Origin of the sequence: Rhizobium sp. BK098, from assembly GCF_014193155.1 — a bacterium.
Classification (GTDB): Bacteria; Pseudomonadota; Alphaproteobacteria; order Rhizobiales; family Rhizobiaceae; genus Rhizobium.
This window is the reverse complement of sequence record NZ_JACHYY010000005.1, coordinates 72,232-92,194: the sequence shown is the minus strand read 5'-3', so window position 1 is coordinate 92,194 and position 19,963 is coordinate 72,232. Positions and strand designations below refer to the sequence as shown.

Genomic DNA, 19,963 nt, shown 5'->3' with positions numbered 1-19,963 from the left:
GCAAGTTCCGGAAGCGGCAGTTCAAGAGACTTTGCAGTTCCACTGGGCTTTGCGTGCACGCCCTGAAGGCACGCGTCAGGATCAGCACCATGCAACAGGATGAAAGCCGCACCCCGGCGATAGAGCTCATCAATGTCAGCCGCCGTTTCGTATCGCCGACCGGCAAGTCGCTGACCGCACTGCGCGATTTCAACATGACCGTCGAGCGCGGCGAATTCGTCGCCGTTGTCGGGCCGACGGGCTGCGGCAAGTCGACGACGCTCAACCTCGTCACCGGCCTTGCCAAGCCGAGCGCCGGCGAAGTCCGCCTGATGGGTGGCCCGGTCAACGGCATCGACCGGCGCGTCGGCTTCGCCTTCCAGACGGATGCGCTCTTCCCCTGGCAGAATGTCATCGAAAACGTCATGGCCGGCCCGCTGTTCCGCGGCAAGTCGAAGGCCGAGGCCGAGAAGATGGCCAAGGACTGGCTTGCCCGTGTCGGTCTTTCCAAGTTTCTGCATCACTATCCGCATCAGCTCTCGGGCGGCATGCGCAAGCGCGTCTCGCTGGCGCAGACCTTCATCAACGAGCCGGAAATCCTGCTGATGGACGAGCCCTTCTCGGCGCTCGACGTGCAGACCCGCACGGTCATGCATGAAGAACTGCTGAAGCTCTGGGCCGAACGCCAGGCTTCCGTCGTCTTCGTGACGCACGATCTCGAAGAAGCCGTTGCGCTCGCCGACAAGGTCTATGTGCTGACGGCCGGCCCGGCGACGGTCAAATCGGTCTACACGATCGACCTGCCGCGCCCGCGCGTCGTCTCGGAGATCCGCTACGAGCAGAACTTCATCGATTATTGCAAGACGATCTGGGACGACCTGCGTGAAGAGGTCGAAACCAGCTATCGCCGTGCCGCGGAAGCGGCATAAGGGAGGATTGATCATGGCAAATACAGCTCTCGAAGCAGGCAATGCTCCAATCTTCCGCGCCGGCACCTCGGACGCGGAAATCGAAGCCGCAGCGCTGAAGGCGCTCGCTCATCGCAAGTATGTCGTCAAGGCATGGCAGATCGGCATTTTGCTTGCCATCCTCGGCCTCTGGCAGCTCGCCTCCGACCTGCACTGGATCGATCCGTTCTTCTATTCGAGCCCATACGGGATCGCACTGCGCCTCTGGGAGTGGATCACCGAGGGTACCGAGAGCGGCTCGCTCTGGTATCACCTCGGCGTCACCATGGAAGAAGCTCTGATCGGCTTCATCATCGGCTCGGTGACCGGCGTCCTTGTCGGCGTCGCCCTTGGCCGCAACAAGCTGGCTTCCGACATCCTCTCGATCTACATCAAGGCGATCAACTCGATCCCGCGCGTCGTTCTCGCGCCGATTTTCGTGATGATCATGGGTCTCGGCCTGGCGTCGAAGGTGGCGCTGGCCTTTATCATGGTGTTCTTCGTCGTGTTCGCCAATGCGTTCCAGGGCGTTCGCGAAGCCGACCGCAACATGATCGCCAATGCCCGCATTCTCGGCGCTTCCAACTGGCGGGTGACCCGCAACGTCATCCTGCCGTCAGCAATGAGCTGGATTTTTGCAAGCCTGCATATCTCCTTCTCCTTCGCCATCATCGGCGCGATCGTTGGCGAGTTCGTGGGATCGCTGGCCGGCATCGGCTACCTGATCTCGATCGCCAAGGGCACCTATGATGCCGCCGGCCTCTATGCCGCGATCATCCTGGTGATGGTCGTCACGCTCGGCGCCGAATATGTGATGACGCTCATCGAAAACCGCATCACCCGCTGGCGTCCGCAGCAGAGCCTCGACACGCACTAAACGTTGATTTTCTGGTACCTCCCAAGGCCAGGGGCCGGGCGTTTCGCCCGGCCTTTTTTGTTGTCGGGTACAAGGAGCTCCCTCTCCCCGCTTGCGGGGAGAGGGCTGGGGTGAGGGGCCGCGGACTATCGATTTGAGGATGAGTAGCGATTGGTTTTGCTGCAAGCGTCGCTGGCAAGATATTTCTATAAGTTTCGCGAACAGCCCCTCACCCTAACCCTCTCCCCGCGTGCGGGGAGAGGGGACTATCTCGCAACAGCCGCACTTCACCACGCTCAAACAGCCGGCAGCCGCACGCGGACCAGCAGGCCGCCACCCATCGCCTCGTCAAGCATGACAGAGCCGCCGGCGCCGTCGACGACTTCGCGGACGATGGCGAGACCGAGGCCACTTCCCTCTGGCTCCGTGCCCATGATGCGATAGAAGCGCTCGAAGACCTGGGCGCGTTCCGCTTCGGGGATGCCCGGTCCGTTGTCCTCGACCCATAGCAGAGCCGTATCGCCGTCGCGGCCGACTCCCACCGTCACGCGACCGCCCGCCTGCGTGTAGCGCAGTGCATTATCGACGAGATTGACCAGCATTTCACGCAGCATGGTGCCGTCGCCCTCGATATGAACCGCCGTATCATCCGCCTCGAGCCCGAGATCGATATTGCGGCGCAGGGCTTCCTCGGCGAGGGTTTCCAGCACACGCCGGGCGGTTTCCGCCAGATCGATGGTGTCGTTTCGCGGTCGGCGGCTGCCGGGTTCGGCACGCGAGAGTGTCAGAAGCTGGCTCGCAAGCCGCGTTACCTGTCGCGTGCTCGAACGCAATGCGGTCAGCGCCTCGTCACGCCTGTTATTGTCCGTTTCGCGTGCAGCAAAACTTGCCTGGGTCGAGATCAGGGCAAGCGGTGTCCGCAGTTGATGAGCGGCGTTCGAGACGAAGCGGCGCTGCGCCGCCATCTGGTTCTGCACCCGCTCCATGTGATCATTGAGGGCGTGGACGAGCGGCCGAAGCTCGTTCTGCACCATGTGAGGGTCCAGCGGATCGAGACGCTGGCGGCCACGCTCGCGCACGGCGTCGCGCAGGCGCAGCACGGGCGCAAGTCCGCGCTGCAGGCCAATGATGGTGACGAGCCCGGCAAGCAGGACAAGCGCGAGCTGCTTGGTGAAATCGGACAGCCACAGCCTGCGGCGCATGGCATATTGGCTGTTATGGGTAACGGCAACGGCGACGGAAATCGTGCTGTCCTGATCAAGGCCAACAACCGGGTGGCTCAGCATGAGTACACGCACGCCGTCGGTCCGAAACGTCATGTCCTCGCCGATCAGATCCCGCTTCGGCCGTGGCAGATCGGGAAAACCGGCGATGAGGCTCCCCCATGCCGTGACCACCTGATAAAAAACGCGGTCGCCATAGCCGGTATCGAACATTTCCAGGGCAGCCGGGGGAATATCGATCTGCACGGTGCCGCTTCCGTCGACATGCGTCGCTTCCGCGATGACGCGGGCGGAGGCGAGCAGCGTACGGTCGGTGACAAGATCGGCCGTCGCATCGGCGGAACGGAAGCTTAGATAAAGATTGATGCAGATCGCGCCGATCAGGGTCAATACGACCCAGGCAAACAGCTGCGCGCGAAGACTGCTCGCTACCCCGCCGAGGGTGCGGCTTACAAGGCCTTTGGATGGTGCAGCCTCATCATTGCGCATGGCGAAGGAGGTAACCCAGGCCGCGCAGCGTTGCGATCTGCACGGAGCTGCCTTCGAGCTTCTTGCGGACGCGATGCACATAGATCTCGATGGCGCTGGTATCGGCGAGATCGTCGAAGCCGAAGACGCTTTCCGAGAGCGTCGCCTTTGTAACGGTCGTGCCTGCCTTCATGACCAGGTGTTCGAGCACCGCGTGCTCACGCGGTGTCAGCGCCAGGGATTCTCCGGCCAGAGAGAATTGCCGAGTGCCGCCATCGAACACCAGATCACCGACGGCGATCTCCGGAGCGGCGCGGTCGTGGCCGCGGCGGACCGCCGCGCGTATGCGCGCTTCGAGCTCGGCAATTTCGAAGGGTTTCGCCAGATAATCGTCGGCGCCGCTGTCGAGGCCGGCAACGCGGCCGTCGAGGCTGGCATTGGCGGTCAGGATGATGACCGGCACTTTGTTGCCGCTCTGGCGCAGTCGCTTCAGCAGAGTCAGCCCGTCCATCTTCGGCAGCGACAGATCGAGGATGACGATGGCGTAAGCTGCGACTTTCAGCATGTGCTCGGCATCTTCGCCGTCATAGGCAATATCGACGACATACTGCGCCTGACGCAGCGCCTTGCCGAGCCAGGACGCCAGTTCGCGGTTGTCTTCGACGATCAGGAGCCTCATGGCGCGACTATACAGCAAGTGTCGGATATGGCGAATATTTCCGGCGGTTTTCCAGCCTGTACGTCATCGGTTGGCGAGCCGCAAACCCATCTCCCGGACCTCTCGCAAATAGACCTTGCGCGCATAGGGCGGGGTCAGATTGTGATCGGCTTCGGGAATGACGGTGAGGCGTATGTCCGGAAAATGCTTTAATCCGACACCGTTCTCGCCGAACTCGTCATGCAGATGATCGAGCCCGATATCGTGGGCGCTGTAGATCAGGGACATATCGACGCCACGCTTGGCAAGCGTGCGGAAACCACCCAGCACTGGTCCTTGAGCCGCAGCGAAGATGGGCAACGCACCGAGCAGGTGGCGTACCGTTCGTATCGCCCGCCGACCGAGCCCGGTCGCCATATTGCATATGGCGCTCCTTGCATCGACTTGGCCGCCGAAGAGCCGCTTCAGCGTTTCCATCTGCAGGAGTTTGCGCCCATAGGTTTCCAGCGATCGGGGAGCAAAGCGCAGGGCTTCATCGACCGATCGGCTCTCGTCCCAATGGAAGCTGTAGGGATTGACGGTGATGAGGCCGCGGCAGCGCGTATCGCGCAATGCTGCCTGAAAGGCGAGATAGCCACCGCTGCAACGCCCGACCACGTAGGTTGGTAGTAGAGCCCGTCTCTCCAGCAGGTCCAGTGCCTCTGCGACATCGAGATGCTGTTCGCGGGAATAGAGCACCTGCTCGGGGGCGCCGGAAAGCGGCGGGCTGTCGCCGACATTGGCCGTATCGAAACGCAGCGAGGCAATGCCGTCGCCGGCAAGCGAGCGCGCCATGGTGACCGACATACGACCCCAGCCGGCGTGCCTGTCATAGGCCGTCGTAAGGAGCAGCGCGGTCGCGCCGGTGCGCACACCTTCGGGCTCGCAGAGAATGCCGAACAGGCGGTTGTCCGCGCCGAAACGCAGCGGCGTTTCGCGAAAGCCTTCGCCGATGAGAGGTTCCGCGAGGGGCGGCGTAAGTTCGGTCGATGTGGCCTCACCGGTTTTAGCGGCTACCGACTGCACCCATTCGACTATTTTCCGGCCGGTTTCGGTCGGCATGGTGGCGATGGTCGGGTTCGAGACGAGATCGTCGTAACCTTCGTAGGAAGTTTCAGTGACCTCGGGGCCGAGCGTTTCGAGATGGTGCGCGAAGTCGGAGTCTCCGGGGCGGCCCGGGCGCGTCAGCACCAGGCAATTCGGCGTCGCGAGCCGATCCAGTGCCATGAGGTTCAGCTTCTTCACTGCATCGGCCGCGCTATCGGGCATCCGGAGGCTTGCGACGGTGACGCCCTCCGTCTGGCGCTGCGCTTCGGCAAGCCCCATGCTCTCATCGATCATCTTCGACCAGACGGTCAGTTCGCGAAGATAGGCACGACCTGAGACGACGGGTGCAAGAAAGGCGATGCCGTCGATGCCGGCAAGCCGCTCGGCGAGAGCGGCGGCGATGGTTCCGCCAAGCCCTTGGCTGACGAGGATCAGCCGCTCGCAGCCGGAAAGCGCCTTCAGCTTTGCTGCTGCCGCGAGAGCGGTTTCATGCCACGGCTCCAGACCTTTGCCTTCATCGGTCAGATCTAGCGCATCGCCCGTGCCGGCGTAATCGAAGCGAAGGCTCGATATGCCGATATCGGCGAGATCCTCAGCCAGAATCCGCCAGAACTTGCGGACGCACATCTCCTCGAAACCCCAGGGGCTGAGAAACAAGACAGCGCTACCGCGCGAGGGTGTGACGGCGGAGGTAAACAAGCCGACCGTGCCGGCAAAGGTTACCGGGATGGCTGCGGATCTTGTCTGCCCTTGCTTGCCCTGCTTTTCGGCGGCTCCCCAACCAGCCATGCTAGTCTCCTCACATTCGGCGCGGCGCTAATAGAGCCAGAGCCTGAGTGGCAATCGGATTTATGCGTGCAGGCAATCGCGTCGCGATCTTCTGCATGACATCGATATCTTCGGCTGGAACGGCTTTCAGCAGTCTGAGCGCAATGCCATAGGCCAGCGCACCGGCGATGATGGCGCCTACGAGGCCTGCGACACCGGTCAGCGCCTGAACGAAACCATAGGCTGCAACCGCGCACACAATGGCAGCAACCGTGACTTTTGCAAGGTTGATGAGCATACCGCGCGTCGATCCTTCGAATTCCATGCGGCGTACCGTCATCAGGCACAGGACGACAAAGGTGAGCAGGCGAACAAGCGCGGCACCCTCGCCTCCGTAGAAGGGCACGGCGACTGCGCAGCCGACGACCATGACGAAGCTGGCGACGACGCCGATGACGGTGCGTTCGCGCACGCGATCCAGTGAATAGAGATATTGCGTGCAGATCTGCATGAAGACGTAGGGCACGGCAGTCAGGGACAGCAGCGCCACCATGCCGCCGCTCGGCGCAAAGGCCGGGCCGAAGATCGTTACGACAAGTTCCGGCGAGATGGCTGCCAGACCGAAACTCATCGGCAGGGTGATATAGGCAATGCTGCGCGCCACGCCGGCGAAGACCTCGACCGGCAGCTTGTCCGATTCCCTCGCGTGCATCTGCTCGGAATAATAGGGCAAGAGGCTACCGCTCAACTGCACCGGCAGCTGCAGCGCCAGGTTGGCGAGCGACAGGCCGACGGCGTAAAAGCCGACCGCTTCGATGCCCCAGTAACGCTGCAGGAACAAAAGCTCGATGCGGTTGAGGAAGATCGAGCTGTTGATGAGTTCGATCGAAAGAATGAGCGACGAACTGGCGAGAGCGGAAAGGCCGACACCGCAGCTGTTCTTGCGGACAATCGCGATTCTGAGCGTCGCGATGAACATCGGCAGCTGGCCGATCGCATAGCCGGCAAGTGCGCCGCTGACGCCAAAGAAGATCGCTCCCGCAAGGACGGTAACCAGCTGCAGCGCCGAGCTTATCAAGGTGATGCGCAGGAACGCGCTGACCCGCTGTTCGCCGATCAGATAGTTTTTGCTATAGGCGCCAAGAGACTGAAGAACGAAGAAGACGCCTGTTATGGCAATGACTTCAGATGCATCGCCCGCCCAGTGCAAACGCTCCGTATCCCAATAATAGGCGACATAGCCGGCGAGCAGGATGACGGTTGCGAGAATCGTCGGCTGCAGAAGGTAAGCGGCAAAGCCCAGCCGCTCTTCCGTCGAATAGCCGTTTCCTTTCAGCTGCGGCAGGACGCGCAGCAGGGTAACGCCGGCGCCGAGCTCGGCGACGAGCGCGCCTGTTGTCGTCAGCCATAGGGAGAAGGCGATGATGCCGTTGGCCTCCGGGCCAAGCAGACGCGCCGCGATGATCGAACAGGCAAAGCCGGTCGCAAGCAGGGTCAATCCCGCCGCGGCGTTCAAAACCGAATTTGCCATTATGCTCTTCGTCATGAAGATTGACCGTTCCTCAAATTGCCGGAACCTATACACATATCCGGCTCTTCGTGGAGATAGCGTCAGCTCTATTTCATATGCCTTAATATTTAGGGTTTAATGCTGCCATAAGTTCGTTTTTTACTTCGGCTAATATTCTTTCTCTCTGATATTGGCCGCTCCACGGCTTGTGCGGAGGGTTTCATTGTTCAGCCTCATCGTATGCACGATCGATCGGTTCGATCAGCTGGAGCGGTTGTTCCATTCGCTGGTGGGGCAGAGTCATAAGGATTTCGAGGTCATCGTCGTCGATCAGAATGCCGACGACCGGCTGCGGGCGCTGATCGACAGCTTCTCCTCTTCCTTCACGATCCGTCACATCCGTTCGCCGAAGGGACTTTCGCGAGCGCGCAACAATGGCATGGCCGTCGCGGCAGGCGACTACATCTGTTTTCCCGATGATGATTGCTGGTATGAGGCCGATACGCTTTCGATGGCCGCGACGCTGTTTTCGGTGCATCCCGAGCTTGCGATCGTCACTGGCCGCACGCTCGATGCCGAGGGGCTTGCTTCCGTCAGCCCGACAGGCGAGACGCGGCTGGCGCTGACGCGCTGGAACTACCTGAAGTGCGGCAATTCCAATGGGATCTTCGTGCGCCGCGCCGCATTGGCTGATATCGGCGGCTTCGATGAGAATCTCGGCGTCGGTTCGGAATCGCCGTTCCAGAGCGGCGAGGAGGCCGATTTCCTGCTGCGCGCGCTTGCCGCCGGCAGGCAAGCGATGTTCTTTCCCGAGCTCATCGTCCACCACGATCAAGTCACAAGCGAGTATGGGCCGCGGCAGGTTGAGCGGGCGCGCAAATATGGGCGCGGCTTCGGCGCTCTGATGCGCAAGCAGGCGTTTCCGCTATATTATGTCGGCTACCGGCTGTTTCGTCCCGTCGCCGGCTGGCTGGCGGCGCTGGCGCGTTTCAACGTCGATGCGGCACGCTACAAGCGCGCCTGGCTGATGGGCATTCTGGAAGGTTACGCGGCCTGGCCGCGCTGGCGCAGAAGCTGAGACGATTTGCCTCTCGGCGTCAGCGTCTCGGCATAGACATCCATGTAGCGTTGGGCGACTTCATTCCAGGCATAGGCGCGGGCGTCCTGCAGCAATTCCTGCCGCAGGCTCAGATCGTCGGCCTCGAGGCGCTCGAAGGCTTCGGTCAGCGCATCGGCGGCCGCTTCGGGATCCGCGAAATCTGCGATCATGAGGGCTGGATGGGTTTCGGCCATCGCCTTATAGGCCTCGTTGACGTTGAGTACTGGCAGCAATCCGGCGCTCATCGCCTCGATCGCCACCAGGCCGAAGCCTTCATATTCTGAAGCTGAAGCGAAGAGCGAGGCGCGGGCGATGATGTTGCGGATCGAGCCTTCGTCGATCGACACATGCAGAGCGACATTGCGCGCCAGATTGCGGGCGGCAATTTCCTTTTCCATCGTAGCACGGTCGAGATCAGACTCGGCGCCGACAATATCGAGGTGCCAGTCGTCATGGCGGGCCGCGAGCACCTTCATGACGTCGAGAAGATGATCGAGCCGCTTGTTGATCGAGAAACGGCCGATGGTGACGACGCGGCGGCGCGCTTCCAGCGCAGCGCAATTTGAAAATTTGCTGACATCGGCGCCGTTTTCGATCAAGTGCACGCGGCTGTCGGCGATCTGGGAAAAGAGGCGCGCGTCGGACTGGCTGCAACAGATGAGAGAGGCATAGCCGAGCGCGGACAGCCGCGTCGCGGTATTGAACCAGACCTTCTTGATGGCTGCATATTTCTGCGTGTGGAAGAAGCCGCCATGCGTGGTCGCGACCATGGGGCGCCCATGCAGGAGCTTGCCCCATGCCAGTGCATCGAAGAAGAAGTCGACGGCATGGACATGAATGAGGTCGGCATCGGCCAGATGGCGGAAGACCTTGGGTGCCAACGGATAGCGGCTGGAGCCGGACCAGGGAATGCGGACGATTTCGATGCCGTCGATGGTCTCGCTTTCGGCAAGTTCCCGGCCGGGATCGGAAAACAGGCTGTTGCAGGTGACGACGCGCACGCGATAGCCGCGGGAAACCAGCTGGCGGCAGAGGTTGGCAACGACGTCTTCCAGGCCGCCCTTGTTCGGCAGGAACTGACGCACGACATGCACGATCAGCGGCCCGGCCTGCTTGTTTGCCTGAATATCCGCAACAGCCGATGTCATCGATCCACCCTCGACCCCTATGCCGCGCCATGCACCGGCAATCCGGCGCTGCAGCGCGCCGCCCGTTGATCAGTCGGCAAAGCAGATCATCGGGTCGGTTAAAAAGGGTTTAATCGCCGGCGGAAAACCGAGCAGTTTCGGGCAAGAGGGTTAATAGCGGGGCGTTAGGCGGCAGAAAGGTCGAGCTTGTCAGGTGAATATGACAATGCTGGACCAGTGTGCCCGGCCCCTCACCCTAACCCTCTCCCCGCATTGCGGGGAGAGGGGACTGCTTCGGTGTTTGCTGCGTGCCTTTTGTTTCGCCCACAAAACTCGATGAACTCCCTCTCCCCCGTCAAAACGGGGTGAGGGCTGGGGTGAGGGGCAATTTCCAATGAGATGATGTATTGCGACCCGAAATCCGGATCTCTCAAAACGCTCGGAAGGTTAGCGTCGTCAGCGAGCGGACGATGCCCGGAATATTGGCGATGTGGTCGTTGATGAATTTGCCGATATCCTGCTCTTCGGCAATGTAGACCTTCATCAGGAGGTCGTAGTCGCCGCTGGTGGAATACAGTTCCGAAACCAGCTCCGTCTGGTAGATGGCGTCGGCGACCTCGTAGGTCTTGCCGGGGGCGCATTGGAGCTGAACGAAAATGGGCTTCATGAGAATGTCCTGCTTTTGCCTGCGACCGCGATGGCGATCGGCTTTTTCTCTATCATGGTCGAAAGCGCCGCCGCCATGCAAGTTTTTCCCAGAGCCGATGATTTTTTGGCATCATGCCATGTCCATCGGATGTCGCTCTTGCCGCTTCCGCAATTTCGAGCATGGCGCTAGATTGGTGCCATTAGCTCTCTCGATTGGACCGATTTCATGCTGAATGACCCGCGCTCCCACGGTCTTTGGGAAAAGACCGCCCCGCTTCCGCCATCAACGAAGCCACTTTCCGGGGAGGTATCCACCGATGTTGTGGTGGTCGGCGGCGGCTATACCGGTCTTTCGACGGCGCTTCACCTGGCGGAAGCCGGCACCAGTGTCGTGCTGCTGGAAGCCAATGAAATCGGCTTTGGCGGGGCGGGGCGCAACGTCGGTCTCATCAATGCCGGCATGTGGGTGATGCCGGACGATCTACCGGGCGAACTCGGCGCCGTCCACGGCGAGCGGCTGCTCGATCTGCTCGGCAATGGGCCGAAGCTGGTGATGGAACTGATCGACAAGCACGGGATCGCCTGCGAGCTTGAGCGCAACGGTACGCTGCATTGCGCCGTCGGGTCGGAGGGTTTGAAGGAAATCGAGGAGCGCGCCCGGCAATGGGGAAAGCGCGGTGCGCCGGTCACCGTGCTGGATGCGCGGGAGACGGAGCGTCGCATCGGCAGTTCGGCCTATGCGGGGGCACTGCTCGACATGCGCGCCGGCACGCTGCAGCCGCTTGCCTACGCGCGCGGCCTTGCCCATGCCGTGGTCAACGCCGGCGTTACCATTCACACCGGTAGCCGCGTGACATCGACGGAAAGAAGCGGAGCGAAATGGGCGGTTTGGACCGATGGCGGCAAGGTCAGCGCCGACTGGATCGTGGTGGCCACGGACGCTTACAGCACCGGCCCGTGGGAAAAGGTTCGGAACGAACAGGTGCATCTGCCCTATTTCAATTTCGCCACCGTCCCCCTCGGCGACAACTTGCGCAAATCCGTGCTGCCCGGGCGCGAGGGGGCTTGGGATACGAAAGAAGTGCTCTCGTCCTTCCGCATGGATCAGGCCGGCCGGCTCGTTTTCGGCAGCGTCGGTGCGCTGCGCAACACCGGTCTTGCCATTCACAAGAACTGGGCACGGCGGTCGATCAAAAAGCTCTTTCCGCAGCTTGGCGACATTCCATTCGAATGCGAATGGTATGGCAAGATCGGCATGACCGACAATGCGCTACCCCGTTTCCACAAGCTGGATCAGAATGTCGTCGGCTTCTCCGGCTATAATGGCCGCGGCATCGCCCCCGGCACCGTGTTCGGCAAGGTGCTTGCCGGCCATATTCTCGGGCAGATTTCCGAGGCCGATCTGCCGCTGCCGGTGACCGATATCGTCGAGCCGAGTTTCAGGGCGGCAAAGGAAATGTGGTACGAGGCCGGCGCCCAGGCCGCGCATTTCGTCGGGGCAAGAGTCTGAGGCAATCCCGAGAACCAACATTACGGGAAGAGGAAACAAGATGACCGCGACATCAGATCTTGCTGCCGAAACCAAGGTTATATTGACGGAGCTCGGCGTATCGACCGATCGCTACATCGGCGGAACGCTTGCCGTCACCTCTCCTGTGACCGGCGCCGAAATTGGCCGGCTGAGGGAGCATTCGGCCGGCGAGGCGAAGGCGGCAATCGCGGCGGCGCACGCGGCGTTTCTTGCCTGGCGTAATGTGCCGGCGCCGAAGCGCGGCGAGCTGATCCGCCTACTCGGCGAAGAGCTGCGCGCCGGCAAAGCCGCCCTTGGCCGACTCGTCTCGATCGAAGTGGGCAAGATCACCTCGGAAGGTCTTGGCGAAGTGCAGGAGATGATCGATATCTGCGACTTCGCTGTGGGACTCTCGCGTCAGCTTTATGGCCTGACCATCGCCACCGAGCGCTCCGAGCACCGGATGATGGAAAGCTGGCATCCGCTTGGCGCGATCGGCATCATCTCGGCCTTCAATTTCCCCGTCGCCGTCTGGTCATGGAATGCGGCGCTTGCCATCGTCTGCGGCAATTCCACCATCTGGAAACCGTCGGAAAAGACGCCGCTGACGGCGCTTGCCGTACAGGCTCTGTTTGAAAAGGCACTGAAGCGCTATGTCGCCGAGGGCGGCGAGGCGCCGGCCAATCTTTCGACGCTGTTGATCGGCGGCCGCGAGCTCGGTGAGCTTTTGGTCGATCATCCGCAGGTGCCGCTGGTCTCGGCAACGGGATCGACCGCCATGGGCCGCGCGGTCGGTCCACGTCTTGCCGGTCGTTTCGCCCGCGCCATCCTCGAGCTTGGCGGCAACAATGCCGCGATCGTCTGCCCGACGGCCGATCTCGATCTCACCCTGCGTGGCGTTGCCTTTTCCGCGATGGGTACGGCCGGCCAGCGCTGCACGACGCTGCGCCGCCTTTTCGTTCATGACAGCGTCTATGATCAGCTCGTTCCGCGCCTACAGAAGGCCTATGGTTCGGTGACGATCGGCAATCCGCTTGAACCCGGCACTTTGGTCGGCCCGCTGATCGACAAACATGCTTTCGACCGCATGCAGGCAGCGCTTGCCGCTGCGAAGGCGGCCGGCGGAAAGGTCACCGGCGGCGAACGCGTCGAAAACGGTTCAGCCGATGCCTTCTATGTTCGCCCGGCTCTCGTCGAAATGCCCGAGCAGACCGGTCCCGTCGAGCAGGAAACCTTCGCGCCAATCCTCTATGTCATGAAGTACAGTGATTTCGACACGGCGCTGGCGCTCCATAACGCCGTGCCGCAGGGCTTGTCGTCCTCGATCTTCACCAACGACATGCGCGAGGCCGAGACGTTTGTGTCCGCGCGCGGCTCCGATTGCGGCATTGCCAACGTCAATCTCGGCCCTTCCGGTGCCGAGATAGGCGGCGCATTCGGCGGTGAGAAGGAAACCGGCGGCGGCCGCGAGTCCGGCTCGGATGCTTGGAAGGCCTATATGCGCCGGGCGACCAACACGATCAATTACGGCCGCACGCTGCCGCTGGCGCAGGGCGTCAAGTTCGACGTGGCGTAATGGCACTTTGCTGCGTTGCGATGAGGCGGATGAGGGCGTAGAAGGTCCTTACCCCCTCATCTTGTTCAGGAACTTGTCTCATGCACCTGTCGCTCGCCGATGCCGAAACGCTTGTTGTGGCGGCTCTGCGGCGAAACAAGGTGAGTGATGCGAATGCCCGCTCGGTGGCGGTTGCGCTCGTCGCGGCGGAAGCCGCCGGGCAGAGTGGTCATGGGCTGCGGCGCGTGCCTGCCTATGCCGGACAGGCCAAGGTTGGTAAGGTCGATGGCTTCGCTCAACCGCAGCTCAGCCGGCCTTCTCCTGCCGTGCTGCGCATCGATGCCGGCAACGGCTATGCCTATCCCGCGCTCGACCTTGCCGTTGCCGAGCTTCCGGCTGTCGCCCGGGAGCAGGGTATTGCACTTGCAGCCATCAGCCGTTCGCATCATGCTGGCGTCATGGGCCTGACGGTCGAGCGTTTTGCCGATCAAGGGCTGGTGGCGCTGATGGTCGCCAATGCGCCGGCCTCTATGGCGCCCTGGGGCGGCAAGACGCCTGTTTTTGGTACCAACCCGATCGCTTTCGCCGCACCGCTTCCTGGCGACGAGCCTGTTGTCATCGACCTCGCGCTGTCCAAGGTGGCGCGCGGAAAGGTGATGGCGGCGCGGCAGCAGGGCGCTTCGATCCCCGCGGACTGGGCTTTCGATCGCGAGGGCAGGCCGACCACGGATGCCGAAGAGGCTCTGGCCGGGACGATGGTCCCGGCCGGCGATGTCAAGGGTGCGGCCCTTGCCTTCATGGTCGAAATTCTGGCGGCCGGCCTGACCGGCGCCAACTACGCCTTCGAGGCTTCCTCGCTCTTCGACGACAAAGGCGCTCCGCCGGCACTCGGGCACACAATCATTGCCATCAATCCGGAGGCGACGAGTGCCGTGGATACGGCACAACGGCTGGCCTTGCTGGCAGGCGAAATCACCCGCGATCCGAACGTCCGCCTGCCCGGCCGGCGCGGGCAAAGCTCACGGCGTCTTGCGCTAAGCGAGGGTATCGATGTCGAGGACGAAGTGATTGCCGCGATAAAGAGGCTTTGAGGGGCTGGGATGATGGTCGGGTGAGTATGTCTTTGTCGTGCACTCAGACACGGCCCCTCACCCCAGCCCTCTCCCCGCAGGCGGGGAGAGGGGGTTATCGCGCAAAACAAGACGCTGCACGGATGAGAGGCAGTTGGTTGGCTCTATCGTCCCCTCGCCCCGCCTGCGGGGAGAGGGCTAGGGTGAAGGGCCAGACAGGCATTGGCTGTGTTGACAGAGACATTTGATGGCCACCGCGATCGGCAGATCAAGCGATGGCAGGCTTTGCGTTCTTCTCGTCCAGCCAGCCGCCGGTGAAGCCGGCGCGTTCGAGGCCGGTGCGGAGGATCGGAGATTGCCGCATCAGGTCCCAGATCATGCCGGTGCGGGCGTTTTCGATCATCATGACCAGCAGCCCCTGGTCGATCGCCACCGAGCGGTCGTCCACCCATCCTTCCGGGCCGGGTCCTTTCACGCTCGGATTGAAGCCGCCGGGGAAGCGGCCGTCGAGCAGCAGGTTGGGATAGGTCGAAAGCAGCGCCCGCGTGCCATCGAGCGCCGCTTCGCGGTCGAACGGCAGGCAGGATAGCGGTCCCCATGGGGCGATGGTGCCGTCATCAGGACCCAGCGGCGCGCCGCGGGCGGCATAGCCGAAGACCTTCGGGGCATAGCGCAGGCTATGTTTGGTGCCAGTCGGGTTCGGGCCGTCACAGGCGGAAAGGCCCCAGATGTCCTTCGTATAGCCGACGAAATGGCCGGGATTGCGCTCGGTGTAATCGCGCTGCACCGCAATTGCCGCCTGGGTATTGCGGAAGTAATCGGTGTCCTTGTCGGCGACGTGCTTGTCGCGGATGTCACGGAAATCGATCCAGGCATGCGAGAAGAGGTGGATGAACAGCGGCCCGGCATAGAGAAAGGGCGCGTCCTTGAACATCATCCAAGTATAGGTCGAGGCAAAGGCGTCGTAGCTGGAGGATGGGATCGCATGCGTGGGCGATGCCAGCGCCAGCAAATAGAGGAAAATCGCCTCGTCATAGCCCTGATAGCGCCAGCGCAGGAAGCCGCTGGCCGGTTTCCAGCCCATGCTGATGGTCTGGCCCTTGTTCAAGGCCCAATGCCAGTCGCAACGCTCATAGAGAAATTTCGCCTGCTTGCGGAGATCGCGCTCAACCTGGCTGTTTCCGGTGAAATAGGCGGCGGCTGTCAAGACGCCGAGCAGCAGCAGACCGGTATCGATCGTCGAAAGCTCGCTGTTCCAGGCGCGCTTGCCGGTTTCCATGTAAAGGAAGTGATAATAGAAACCGCGATGGCCGGTGGCGCCGCGTTCGGTGCCCTGCTGGCTGTTGGCAAAGAAATCGAGGGCGGCCAACACCCGTTTTGCCGCATCGGCGCGGCTGATCCAGCCGCGCTCGACGGCCACCGGATAACTCGATAGCGCGAAGCCGACGGCGGCAATGCTGCAATGGCTCGTCTTGATCGACGTATCCGCCACCAGTCCGTTTTCCGGATTGGTATAGAGCATGAAATAGTCGAACGCCGAGCGTTGCAATTGGTCGATCAGCGCGTCGTCGGTTTCGTTTACCTGCTGCAGCATCTTCTATCCATCTCCTCGATGCTCCCATTCCCTGCTGAACATGGGAGCTTGGATAGTTGCAAATCAAAGATGATTAACGATGACATACTTTTGTGGAGGATTCTTTAATATCAGTGGGTTGTTGAGGTAGTCATCCCCAACATCGAGAGGCTGGAGATGCCCTTTCCAGGCGATTTTCGCGGAGATCGCTAGCAAAAGTGGAGGAATAGCTAATGGTACGAGCGCATTCGGCGAGGGCGAAGCATCGATAGTTCAGTGATTCGCGTCAATGAAATGGCTTTAGCCGAGGGCAGTTTCCAGCCTGTGCTTCAGCCGCGCCAAGGTTCTGCCAAACACCGTCTCATCTTCAAGGGCTCTGGCAAGCGTCAACGCGCCCTGAATGCCGATGACAGCTTCTTCAGCGAGCATTTTCGCCTCGGTACTTGGCACGCCGCCCCTGAGCAAAGCGCCACAAAGCGCCTCGATCCAATGATGAAAGTAGCCTCGGATGGCGGTGGAAAAGCGGTCGCGTGTTTCGTCCAGCGCAAAGGCGCCGATCAGGCAGACGCGGTGGCCGGAGCGGAAATAGCTATCCGTTGTCTCCCACATGCGGGCGATGGCGGCACGCGGCTCTTCCTCTTCGAGCGGCCTGAACATTTCCGTGACGAACCATGCGTCGATATTGGCCATGACCTCGGCGGCCATCTGTTCCTTGCCGCCCGGAAAGAAGTGATAGAGGCTGCCCTTGGACAGTTTGGTACGGGCGGTGATTTCGCTCATCGACGCGCCCTCGTAGCCGAGCTCGCGATAGACTTCGGCAACGAGGGCAATGGCGTCGGATTTTTCGAAGACGGTACGCACCATTTTAAAGGCCGAGGTCGGAGAGGCCTGGATGATCGTCCGGCCGGCGGCCGAGCGGCCAGTGGAATTTCCGGTCCTCTTCCCTGATCGGCATATCGTTGATGGAGGCCAAACGGCGCTGCATCAGGCCCTCGGCGTCGAATTCCCAGTTCTCGTTGCCGTAGGAACGGAACCAATGGCCGCTATCGTCATGCCATTCATAGGCAAAGCGCACGGCGATGCGATTGCCCTCGAAGGCCCAAAGTTCCTTGATCAGCCGATAGTCCAGTTCGCGTGCCCATTTGCGCGTCAGGAATTCGACGATTTCCTTGCGGCCGCGCGGGAATTCGGCACGATTCCGCCACTGGCTGTCTTCTGTATAGACCTTGGAAACACGCTCCGGATCGCGGCTGTTCCACCCGTCCTCGGCCATGCGGACCTTGGCGATTGCGGTTTCGGCGGTGAAAGGCGGGGCGAGAGGGGTCGGCATGGTGTACTCCTTTTAAACCGATTTGTCGTTTATAGACCGATCGGTTTAGAAGATCAAGTGCCGTGATATACCGGGTGATGGACTCAATGGGCGAATTTTCGTGCTCCGGCGACGCAGGCTACGACGGCGAGAGTCACTATGAGCATCGACCAGCTGACACTTTCCTTGAGGAGGGCTGCGGCGAGCGCGAAGCCGAAGAAGGGCTGCAGGAATTGCAGCTGGCCGACGGCTGCGATACCGCCCTGGGCGAGCCCGCGATACCAGAAGATAAAGCCAATCAGCATGCTGAAAAGCGAAACATAGATCAGGCCGAGCCAGGCAGGACCGCCGATGCCGTCAATGCTGTGCGGCATGGTCATGATGCAGAGCGCGATAGTGACGGGCAGGGACAGGACGAGAGCCCAGCAGATGACCTGCCAGCCGCCCAGCCGGCGTGAGAGCACGGCACCTTCGGCATAGCCAAGGCCACAGACGATCACGGCTGCAAGCATCAGGAGATCGCCGACCGGCGAGGCCGATACGCCTTGCGCCAGCGCATAGCTGCAGACCAGCGCACTGCCGAGGAGGGAGAATATCCAAAAGGCCGGGCGCGGCCGCTCGCCGCCGCGCAGCACGCCGAATATCGCGGTCGCCAGCGGCAGCAATCCGATGAAGACGATCGAATGCGCCGAGGTGACGTGCTTCAGCGCCAGTGCCGTCAAGAGCGGAAAGCCGACGACGCAGCCGAGGGCGACGATCGTCAGCGAGACGATGTCGCCGCGAGCCGGGCGCTTCTCACGAAAAGCGAGCAACAGGCCAAGACCCAGAAGGCCGGCGATTACGGCTCGGGCAACGGTCAGGAACAGAGGGTCAAAATCCATCACGGCCACCCGCGTCGCCGGCAGAGAGCCGCTGAAGATCACCACTCCCGTCAAACCGTAGATCCATCCTGTCGTCGTCTTGTCCATGGCGCATGCTCCTTCTGGGTCTTCGCGGTATCGACGCATTTGTCTGGCCGAACCAGAGACGGTGCAGTACAATTTGTGCAAACTGTTATGGTTGAAGGTGCAGTACGGATGGATAATCTCTCGATGACCGGCGCTGCCGGCACGACCCGGATCGAAGGCGTGATGGCGGCGATATCAGAGCGCATCGCTGGGCGCAGCCTTGTACCCGGTGCTCGGCTTCCCTCCGTGCGCAGTTTTGCCAAGACGATGCAGGTGTCGGTTTCGACCGTTGTGGAGGCCTATGAACGGCTTGCGGCCGAGGGTGTGATCCGCTCGCGGCCGGGATCCGGCTTCTATGTCTGCGGGCCGCTGCCGCCCCTGTCGCTCTCCGAGACGGGAGCGAAATCGGGCCGCAATGTCGATCCGCTGTGGATCTCGCGGCAATCGCTCGAAGTCGGCGACGACGCGCTGAAACCGGGCTGCGGCTGGCTGCCGCCTTCATGGCTGCCGCAGGCGGCCCTGCGCAAGGCGATGCGAACGCTGGCACGCGGCGATATCGGAGTGCTTGCGAACTACGGGACACCGCTCGGCCTGCCGCCATTGCGGCAGCTGCTCGCCCGCCGCCTGGGCGAACATGGAATCAACGTGCCCCCGGATCAGATCATGCTGACGGAATCGGGCACGCAGGCGATCGATCTTCTCTGCCGATTCCTGCTGGAACCCGGCGATACCGTCGTGGTCGACGATCCCTGCTACTTCAATTTCCATGCCCTGCTGCGCGCGCATCGCGCCAAAGTCGTTTCCGTGCCTTTCACGCCGACTGGGCCGGATGTCGAGCTGTTCGGCCAAGTGCTCGAACGGTACAAGCCGCGGCTCTACATTACCAATTCCGCCATTCACAATCCGACCGGTGCGGCGCTTTCCCCCGTCACGGCGCATCGGCTGCTGAAGCTGGCGGATGCTTCCGGGCTCATCATCATCGAGGATGATATTTTCGCCGATTTCGAGCAGGTGCCGGCGCCGCGTCTGGCCGCCTATGACGGATTGGACCGGGTGATCCATATCGGCAGTTTCTCGAAAACGCTTTCGGCCTCCATTCGCTGCGGCTTCATCGCCGCGAAGCCCGAGTGGATCGATGATCTCGTCGATCTCAAGGTCGCCAGCAGCTTCAGCTGCGGACAATTGTCGGCCGAGCTCGTCTATCTCGCGCTGAAGGATGGAAGTTATCGCAAGCATGTCGAGGCGCTGCGCGTCCGGCTTGCAAAGGCGATGGATGAGGTTGCGGCCCGGCTGGAAGCGATCGGTATCAGCCCATGGCTCAAGCCGCATGCGGGCATGTTTCTCTGGTGCAGGCTTCCGGAAGGGCTTGATGCCGCCGATCTTGCCCGTGCTTGCCTCGCGGAAGGGGTCATCCTCGCGCCCGGAAATGTTTTCAGCCTGTCGGAGACAGCGGGCCGTTTCATGCGGTTCAACGTTGCACAATCGGCCGATCCCCGGATCTTCGACGTGCTGGAAGCGTCCATGCGAAAGCCGCGGGCGATACGCAAGGATGCCGCTGCGAGCGGTCTTACGGCAGCCCAGAGGTTTTCCGGCGACACGAGCATGTCCTGACCGGCGGTTTCCACCGTGG

17 protein-coding genes are annotated in these 19,963 nt (G+C 61.7%); 7 read left to right on the top strand and 10 right to left on the bottom strand.

Annotated elements, in window-relative coordinates:
• Positions 1 to 89: 89 nt before the first annotated feature.
• Positions 90 to 908 carry an ABC transporter ATP-binding protein gene (locus tag FHT73_RS14950; protein ID WP_112336261.1) on the top strand — a complete coding sequence of 273 codons (819 nt, stop codon included), beginning with the start codon at positions 90 to 92 and terminating at the stop codon, positions 906 to 908.
• 13 nt (positions 909 to 921) lie between these two features.
• Positions 922 to 1,803 carry an ABC transporter permease gene (locus FHT73_RS14945; RefSeq protein ID WP_183712565.1) on the top strand — a complete coding sequence of 294 codons (882 nt, stop codon included), beginning with the start codon at positions 922 to 924 and terminating at the stop codon, positions 1,801 to 1,803.
• Positions 1,804 to 2,078: 275 nt separating this feature from the next.
• Here FHT73_RS14945 and FHT73_RS14940 read toward each other — a convergent pair whose 3' ends face one another.
• From FHT73_RS14940 to FHT73_RS14925, 4 genes are all read right to left on the bottom strand, one after another.
• The gene (locus FHT73_RS14940) at positions 2,079 to 3,494 is read right to left on the bottom strand and encodes a sensor histidine kinase (RefSeq protein WP_183712563.1); all 1,416 of its coding nucleotides are present in this window, start codon (positions 3,492 to 3,494) and stop codon (positions 2,079 to 2,081) included.
• Positions 3,484 to 4,152, bottom strand: a complete 669-nt coding sequence (locus FHT73_RS14935; protein ID WP_183712561.1) for a response regulator — start codon at positions 4,150 to 4,152, stop codon at positions 3,484 to 3,486. Before FHT73_RS14935 ends, FHT73_RS14940 begins: the two co-directional genes overlap by 11 nt.
• A 63-nt stretch (positions 4,153 to 4,215) precedes the next feature.
• Positions 4,216 to 6,006, bottom strand: a complete 1,791-nt coding sequence (locus tag FHT73_RS14930) for an alpha/beta fold hydrolase (RefSeq protein ID WP_112606618.1) — start codon at positions 6,004 to 6,006, stop codon at positions 4,216 to 4,218.
• A gap of 10 nt (positions 6,007 to 6,016) precedes the next feature.
• Positions 6,017 to 7,531: a polysaccharide biosynthesis C-terminal domain-containing protein gene (locus FHT73_RS14925; RefSeq protein ID WP_183712559.1), complete on the bottom strand. Its 1,515-nt coding sequence runs from the start codon at positions 7,529 to 7,531 to the stop codon at positions 6,017 to 6,019.
• Positions 7,532 to 7,718: 187 nt separating this feature from the next.
• Between FHT73_RS14925 and FHT73_RS14920 the strand changes: the two genes are divergently transcribed.
• The gene (locus tag FHT73_RS14920; protein WP_183712557.1) at positions 7,719 to 8,573 is read left to right on the top strand and encodes a glycosyltransferase family A protein; all 855 of its coding nucleotides are present in this window, start codon (positions 7,719 to 7,721) and stop codon (positions 8,571 to 8,573) included.
• Here FHT73_RS14920 and FHT73_RS14915 read toward each other — a convergent pair.
• Positions 8,540 to 9,742: a glycosyltransferase family 4 protein gene (locus tag FHT73_RS14915; protein WP_183712555.1), complete on the bottom strand. Its 1,203-nt coding sequence runs from the start codon at positions 9,740 to 9,742 to the stop codon at positions 8,540 to 8,542. The two genes, FHT73_RS14920 and FHT73_RS14915, sit on opposite strands and share 34 nt — an antisense overlap.
• Positions 9,743 to 10,151: 409 nt before the next feature.
• On the bottom strand, positions 10,152 to 10,388 hold the full coding sequence (locus FHT73_RS14910) for an Lrp/AsnC ligand binding domain-containing protein (protein ID WP_015341532.1): 237 nt from the start codon (positions 10,386 to 10,388) through the stop codon (positions 10,152 to 10,154).
• Between the two features lie 207 nt (positions 10,389 to 10,595).
• Here FHT73_RS14910 and FHT73_RS14905 point away from each other — a divergent pair, with 207 nt between their 5' ends.
• The 3 genes from FHT73_RS14905 to FHT73_RS14895 all read left to right on the top strand — a co-directional run bounded on the left by FHT73_RS14905 (position 10,596) and on the right by FHT73_RS14895 (position 14,525).
• Positions 10,596 to 11,879, top strand: a complete 1,284-nt coding sequence (locus FHT73_RS14905) for an FAD-binding oxidoreductase (RefSeq protein WP_183712553.1) — start codon at positions 10,596 to 10,598, stop codon at positions 11,877 to 11,879.
• A 40-nt stretch (positions 11,880 to 11,919) separates the two neighbouring features.
• Entirely contained in the window at positions 11,920 to 13,455 is a 1,536-nt protein-coding gene (locus FHT73_RS14900) for an aldehyde dehydrogenase family protein (protein ID WP_183712552.1), read from the top strand.
• An 80-nt stretch (positions 13,456 to 13,535) separates the two neighbouring features.
• Complete coding sequence (locus FHT73_RS14895) at positions 13,536 to 14,525, top strand: Ldh family oxidoreductase (RefSeq protein WP_183712550.1); 990 nt, start codon at positions 13,536 to 13,538, stop codon at positions 14,523 to 14,525.
• A 247-nt stretch (positions 14,526 to 14,772) separates the two neighbouring features.
• Here FHT73_RS14895 and FHT73_RS14890 read toward each other — a convergent pair whose 3' ends face one another.
• The 4 genes from FHT73_RS14890 to FHT73_RS14875 form a co-directional block, all read right to left on the bottom strand.
• Positions 14,773 to 16,098 (bottom strand): glucoamylase family protein, encoded by a 1,326-nt coding sequence (locus tag FHT73_RS14890; protein WP_183712548.1) that lies wholly within the window; start codon positions 16,096 to 16,098, stop codon positions 14,773 to 14,775.
• A gap of 279 nt (positions 16,099 to 16,377) precedes the next feature.
• Entirely contained in the window at positions 16,378 to 16,941 is a 564-nt protein-coding gene (locus FHT73_RS14885) for a TetR/AcrR family transcriptional regulator (RefSeq protein WP_183712546.1), read from the bottom strand.
• A gap of 1 nt (position 16,942) precedes the next feature.
• A complete protein-coding gene (locus FHT73_RS14880; RefSeq protein WP_183712544.1) occupies positions 16,943 to 17,407 on the bottom strand; it encodes a nuclear transport factor 2 family protein in 465 nt (154 codons plus the stop codon).
• A gap of 83 nt (positions 17,408 to 17,490) precedes the next feature.
• The gene (locus tag FHT73_RS14875; RefSeq protein ID WP_183712542.1) at positions 17,491 to 18,354 is read right to left on the bottom strand and encodes a DMT family transporter; all 864 of its coding nucleotides are present in this window, start codon (positions 18,352 to 18,354) and stop codon (positions 17,491 to 17,493) included.
• A gap of 87 nt (positions 18,355 to 18,441) precedes the next feature.
• Between FHT73_RS14875 and FHT73_RS14870 the strand changes: the two genes are divergently transcribed.
• A complete protein-coding gene (locus tag FHT73_RS14870; protein ID WP_246712137.1) occupies positions 18,442 to 19,944 on the top strand; it encodes a PLP-dependent aminotransferase family protein in 1,503 nt (500 codons plus the stop codon).
• The last annotated feature ends 19 nt before the right edge of the window (positions 19,945 to 19,963 follow it).

Bases quoted from the DNA above. Each gene is read 5' to 3' on its own strand.
- FHT73_RS14880 (WP_183712544.1), bottom strand. From the start codon at position 17,407: ATGCCGACCCCTCTCGCCCCGCCTTTCACCGCCGAAACCGCAATCGCC.
- FHT73_RS14950 (WP_112336261.1), top strand. From the start codon at position 90: ATGCAACAGGATGAAAGCCGCACCCCGGCGATAGAGCTCATCAATGTC.
- FHT73_RS14915 (WP_183712555.1), bottom strand. From the start codon at position 9,742: ATGACATCGGCTGTTGCGGATATTCAGGCAAACAAGCAGGCCGGGCCG.
- FHT73_RS14885 (WP_183712546.1), bottom strand. From the start codon at position 16,941: ATGGTGCGTACCGTCTTCGAAAAATCCGACGCCATTGCCCTCGTTGCC.
- FHT73_RS14940 (WP_183712563.1), bottom strand. From the start codon at position 3,494: ATGCGCAATGATGAGGCTGCACCATCCAAAGGCCTTGTAAGCCGCACC.
- FHT73_RS14890 (WP_183712548.1), bottom strand. From the start codon at position 16,098: ATGCTGCAGCAGGTAAACGAAACCGACGACGCGCTGATCGACCAATTG.
- FHT73_RS14900 (WP_183712552.1), top strand. From the start codon at position 11,920: ATGACCGCGACATCAGATCTTGCTGCCGAAACCAAGGTTATATTGACG.
- FHT73_RS14925 (WP_183712559.1), bottom strand. From the start codon at position 7,531: ATGACGAAGAGCATAATGGCAAATTCGGTTTTGAACGCCGCGGCGGGA.
- FHT73_RS14910 (WP_015341532.1), bottom strand. From the start codon at position 10,388: ATGAAGCCCATTTTCGTTCAGCTCCAATGCGCCCCCGGCAAGACCTAC.
- FHT73_RS14895 (WP_183712550.1), top strand. From the start codon at position 13,536: ATGCACCTGTCGCTCGCCGATGCCGAAACGCTTGTTGTGGCGGCTCTG.
- FHT73_RS14905 (WP_183712553.1), top strand. From the start codon at position 10,596: ATGCTGAATGACCCGCGCTCCCACGGTCTTTGGGAAAAGACCGCCCCG.
- FHT73_RS14875 (WP_183712542.1), bottom strand. From the start codon at position 18,354: ATGGACAAGACGACGACAGGATGGATCTACGGTTTGACGGGAGTGGTG.
- FHT73_RS14870 (WP_246712137.1), top strand. From the start codon at position 18,442: ATGGTTGAAGGTGCAGTACGGATGGATAATCTCTCGATGACCGGCGCT.
- FHT73_RS14945 (WP_183712565.1), top strand. From the start codon at position 922: ATGGCAAATACAGCTCTCGAAGCAGGCAATGCTCCAATCTTCCGCGCC.
- FHT73_RS14930 (WP_112606618.1), bottom strand. From the start codon at position 6,006: ATGGCTGGTTGGGGAGCCGCCGAAAAGCAGGGCAAGCAAGGGCAGACA.
- FHT73_RS14935 (WP_183712561.1), bottom strand. From the start codon at position 4,152: ATGAGGCTCCTGATCGTCGAAGACAACCGCGAACTGGCGTCCTGGCTC.